This window comes from Microbispora sp. ATCC PTA-5024, from assembly GCF_000511135.2.
Taxonomy (GTDB): domain Bacteria; phylum Actinomycetota; class Actinomycetes; order Streptosporangiales; family Streptosporangiaceae; genus Microbispora; species Microbispora corallina.
In genome coordinates, this window is sequence record NZ_KI866523.1 from 1,091,312 (window position 1) to 1,096,411 (window position 5,100).

Here is a 5,100-nt window from a genome sequence, read left to right on the forward strand (position 1 = left end):
GACGCGGCTCTACCGGTCGCGGCCGCAGGGCGTGCCGGTGCTCACCTACCGGCTGTGCGCCGAGTCGCCGTCGCTCCCGGTCGCCTGCTCCGCGCCGCGGCCGCTGCTGCACCCGGCCGCCGCGGACGTGACCGGCGACGGGACGCCCGACGTCCTGGCCGATCTCGTGCCGGCCCGCGACCCGGGCGACGTGCTGCGGGCGGCGGACGCGCTCGCCGGTCACCTGCCGCTCGGCGGCTCGCCGGGACGCCGCGACCGCCTCGCGGCGACGGCGGCGGCGGGACTGGGCCTGCTCACCCGGCGGCTCCCGGGCGGGGACACCGCCGGGCGCGACCTGCGGGCCCAGGTCTGGGCGGAGTACTCCCTGGGCGACCGGCTGATCCGCGTGGGCGTCGACGGCTACCGCCGCGGGACCTCGCTGTCCGACCTCGACTGGGGGCTCTACACCGTCACCCGCTCCTCGCCGGGGGAGGTCGACGTGCGTGCCGACGTCCGGCATCGCGGGCCGGGGGCGTCGATCGCGACGGTCGCGGGGACGGCGGGAGCGGCCGGCGGCCGGTCGGCCGCGGCGTCCTCGCTGGTCAGCCTCCGCCAGGCTCCGGTGCCGGAGACCCTGTCCGTCCACGCCCGGGTGGAGACCGGGACGCCCGCCGGCACGCTCACCGTCACCGCCTCGCGCCCGTCCGCGCTGGACGCGCTGGCGCTGTCCGGGGACTCCCACCGGTCCCGGGTCACCCGCCTCCTCGCCGACAGGGTCACCGGGACGGCGACGGCCCGGCTGACCCGGGCGGCGGACGGGACGGCCGGCCTGAGCCTCGACTCCGGCGCCGCGATCGGCACGGCGGAGTTCGGCGCCTACGCCTTCGGCGGCGGACGCCTCGACGGCGCGGCCGGGATCTCGGTCACCCGGCTGCCGGGACGCCTGCGGGCGCGCTACGAGCCGGGCCCCCGATCACGCCTCACCGTGGACGCCGGATCTCCCACCGGCACCGGTGTGCGGATGGTCTACGCGGACCGCTCGGCGGCGGGCACGGCCTTCCGGGCCGCCCTCACGGACGTCCCCGGCCACCTCGAGCTCGTCCAGCGGGACGCCCGGCTGGCCCTGACGGCGTCCGGCGCCCTCGGCGGCCTCGACGCCGTCCTCCAGCGCGGCGGGGGAGCCGTGTCGTCGCCGCCCGGCGCCCACGTCACCGTGATCAAGGACGGCCCGCGGCTCGGCGTCTCCGGGCGGCTGTCGAACGTCGACGCGCTCGACGTCGCGTACGGCGCCCGGCCGCACGCCGTGCTCCGGCTCGCCGCGGGCGGCCGGCCGTTCCTTGGGGCGGCGTCCGTGGACGGCCGGCACCTCGCGCGTATCGAGATCTCCGACACCCCGGCCCAGGTGGAGGTGGACGTCGACCCGGCGGCCCGGAAGGCCGTCTACCGCGCGAGCGGCACGATCGACCGGATCCGCGCGGCCTATGCCGACGCCACGGCAGGCCCGACCATCGACGGCACGGTCGAGGGTGTGCGGTCCTCGGTCGCGGCGTCCTGGGACATGGGCGGGCGGACCGTGGCCGACGTCGCGACCCCCGCCGGCCTGCGGGCCGTGTCGCTCTACGTCAACAGGCGCCATGTGACCTCCGTCGGCCCCCGGGGGCGGGACGACCTCTTCGTCACGGCCGAGGGGATCGGGGCCCACGTGGGCGTCGCGGCCGACCCGGCCGCCGGCGCCTTCACGTGGACCGCCGACCGGCCGGTCGCCTCGCTGTCCGCCTTCGCCCGGACGGGCGGGGTCCGGGTCGCGGCCCGGGCCACCGGGGTGCCCGCCCGCTTCGACGCCACCTGGGCCGGCGGGACGTACGCCGTCCGCGGCGTCTCGGGGGCCTTCGGCTCGTTGGCGATCGCGGTGACCGACCACGACGGGGCCACGGCTCCGGCCGGCCCGCACGTGGCGGCGCACCTCGGCCCGGGGCGGTTCGACGCGAGCCTGCGTCTCGACGGCCTGTCGAGCCTGCGGCTGACCGACGGCGCGGGCGGACTCGACGCCGACGTGCGGGCCGCCCGCCAGACCGTCGCGCTCGACGTGGACGCCCTCCTGCCCGGCGACCTGCGCGCCGGGGCGCTGGGCACGCTCGGGCCGGTCCCCGGACGCCTGCGGATCACCGCGGCCTCCGGCGGGGTCGTCGGCTACGAGACCGACGCGCCCATGGACCTGCGGGCGGAGGTCTGGCTCGGCAAGGCCGCCGCCGTGGGGCGGGCCCCCGCCCTCCCCGCCGTGGAGAACGGCCTCGCCCTCGCCGACGTCCGCTGCGCGGCGGGGTCCCGGGGCTGCGCCGCCGACGGCGGCCCGTTCTGCCGTACGGGCGGCTGCTCCGGGCTGCGCGGGACCGTGCGCCTGGCCCTGCCCGCCAGGGCGACGCTGGACCTGGCCCACAAGACGGTGACGTTCTCCGGCTACCGGGCGGCCGGCCGCGACCTGCAGGTGTACCTCGGCGGCAGCGCGCTCGGCGCGTCGCCGTTCCGGGCGCTCGCCACGCTGCGCGGGCTGCCCGGCACGGTGACCCGCCTGTCGGTGGGACCGTTCGGCGTCGCCGACGGGTCCGGCGGCGGGACGGTCGACGTCGGGTACGTCGTCGAGCCCGCCGCGCCCATGGCCTCGCTCGAGGTGCTCGGGGAGACGCGCGTCGCCGGCCGCACCGTGCGCGGCCAGGTCGTCGTCGAGAAGGTGCCCGCCTCGGTCGCGATCACTGCCTCCTACGGCGCGAGGACGCACCTCACCGTGCGCGACTCGGCCCCGATCGACGCGCTCACCGCCCGCGTGACCGTGGTCCCGCGAAAGGGAAGGCCGGGGACGGGCGGCGTCCGGTTCACCGGTGTCCCCGCGACGTTCGCCGTCGACGCGGCGGCCTCCGCGACGGGGCTGCGTGTGCCGGCCCTGACGTACACGGCCGACGCGGCCACCCTCGACGGCACGCTCGCCGTGCAGGGGGCGCTCGCCACGCTCGCGGTGCGGGGGGCGCGGCCGCTCGACTCGTCGATCTCCTTCACCGACCTCGCGCCGGACACGACCGTGCGGCTGAACGACGACCTGTCGATCGACCTCGCCTCCCGTCCGGTGCCGACCGGCTCGATCGAGATCCACGCGGGCCTCGCCGTCCCCGCGGTTCGGCGGCAGCGGGTGTCCTACCGCACCGGCATCCCGTACACCGGAGGGTTCTTCGGGCTGCGGATGGACGGCCACTACGGGGCGGGGCCGAGCCGCGTCGCGGACCTGTCGGTCGGCGTGCACGCCATGTCGTGGCTGCGGATCCGCCCCGGCAGGATCCCGTTCGGACTCGCCGCGCCGCCCGCGCTGGGGTTCCTGACGCCCGGCTTCGAGGGGGTCTACGACCACCTGGACATCCGTACGGGGGGCGTCGACCTGCGGCCCGACGTGAAGCTCGCCGTCAGGATCGACCGCGCGGTGGGGGCGGACGCCTTCCGCGACACGCTCAGGCTCGGCCCGGCGACGTCCCTGCGCCTGCGGCGGTACGACGGCGTGCTGCGGCCCATCAGCGCACGGCAGCCCGTCGGCGTGGGCCCCGCCCGGCTCGCCTGCCTCACGATCGGCACCCGTCCCGGCCTCGCCGCGCCGCCGTCCACCGGCGCGATCACGTTGCGCGGCGCGGACGGCCCCCAGGTGGTCAGCCTGCTCGATGCGGGCGGCCAGGTCCCCGGGTACGCGGTCGACCTGCTGGCCCACCTGATGTCCCCGTTCGACGCGCCGGCCCTGGCGGTGACCGGGTTCACCCCGGGCGACTGCGCCGGGGACCCTCAATAGAGTTGGCGCCATGAGCCCCAGGATCGCCACCGCCGAGACCGTCTCCCGCGAGCAACTGCTCGACTTCCTGCGTGACCGCCACCGCGCCGTCCTCATCACCACGCGGCGCGACGGAGGCCCGCAGGCGTCGCCGGTGAGCTGCGGCGTGGACGCCGAGGGACGCATCGTCGTGTCCACCTACCCCGAGCGGGCCAAGACCCGCAACGCCCGCCGCGACGCCCGGGTCAGCGTGGTCGTCCTGTCCGACGACTTCGACGGCCCCTACGTGCAGGTCGACGGCACGGCCGAGGTGCTCGACCTGCCCGAGGCCCTGGAGCCGCTGGTCGACTACTACCGGTCGATCTCGGGTGAGCACCCCGACTGGGACGAGTACCGCGAGGCGATGGTCCGCCAGGGCAAGTCGCTGCTGCGGATCACCCCCACGAGCTGGGGACCGGTGGCCACCGGCGGCTTCCCGCCCCGCCTCGCCTGACCGTCCCCGCGGTGTCGCCGGGACGATCGGACGGGACGCGCCCGCTGTGGCCGCTCTACGCGGCCGGGTTCACCACGGCGTTCGGCGCCCACGGCGTGGCCGCCAACCTCGGCGCCGTCACCGGGGGCGTCGGGGGCTCACTGCTCTACCTCGGCCTGCTGCTGGCGCTGTACGACGGGGCCGAGGTGGTGCTCAAGCCGGTGTTCGGGTCGCTGGCCGACCGCGTCGGGGCCCGTCCCGTGCTGATCGGCGGCCTGGTGGCGTTCGTCCTCGCCTCGGCGGCCTTCGCGGCGGCCGCAGACCCGGCGCTGCTGTGGGCCGCCCGGCTGGGGCAGGGCGCGGCGGCCTCCGCGTTCTCTCCCGCGGCGTCCACCCTCGTCGCGCGGCTGACCCCGGAGTCGGCGCGCGGCCGGGTCTTCGGCTCGTACGGCTTCTTCAAGAGCATCGGCTACACGACGGGCCCGCTCGCGGGCGGGGCGCTGGTCTGGCTCGGCGGCCCGCGGGCCCTGTTCGCCGTGACGGCCGTCGTCGCGGCCGCCGTGGCCTGCTGGGCGGCGCTCGCCGTCCCGGCGGTCCCTCCGCTTCCACGGGCCCGCGGGACGGTGGCCGGCCTGGGCCGCGCCCTGACCCACCCGGGTTTCCTGCGCCCGACGGCGGCGCTCGCGGCCGGGACGGCCGCGCTGTCCGTCGGCGTCGGCTTCCTGCCGGTCTCCGGGGCGGCCGACGGGCTCCCGCCCGTCCTGACCGGGGCGGCCGTCTCCGTGCTGGCCGTCTGCGCCGCCGTCGCCCAGCCCGTCGCCGGGCGGGCCCTCGACGCCGGACGGGT

At 77.9% G+C, this 5,100-nt stretch carries 3 protein-coding genes; all 3 read left to right on the forward strand.

Annotation, left to right across the window (positions count from 1 at the left end; translation table 11 throughout):
* Nucleotides 1-3,802 (forward strand): hypothetical protein (locus tag MPTA5024_RS17645; protein ID WP_198167205.1); only part of this gene is annotated, 3,802 nt, incomplete at its 5' end.
* Nucleotides 3,803-3,812: 10 nt separating this feature from the next.
* Entirely contained in the window at nucleotides 3,813-4,274 is a 462-nt protein-coding gene (locus MPTA5024_RS17650) for a PPOX class F420-dependent oxidoreductase (RefSeq protein WP_036325163.1), read from the forward strand.
* Between the two features lie 11 nt (nucleotides 4,275-4,285).
* The coding region (locus MPTA5024_RS17655; protein WP_198167206.1) for an MFS transporter at nucleotides 4,286-5,100 on the forward strand (815 nt) is incomplete at its 3' end.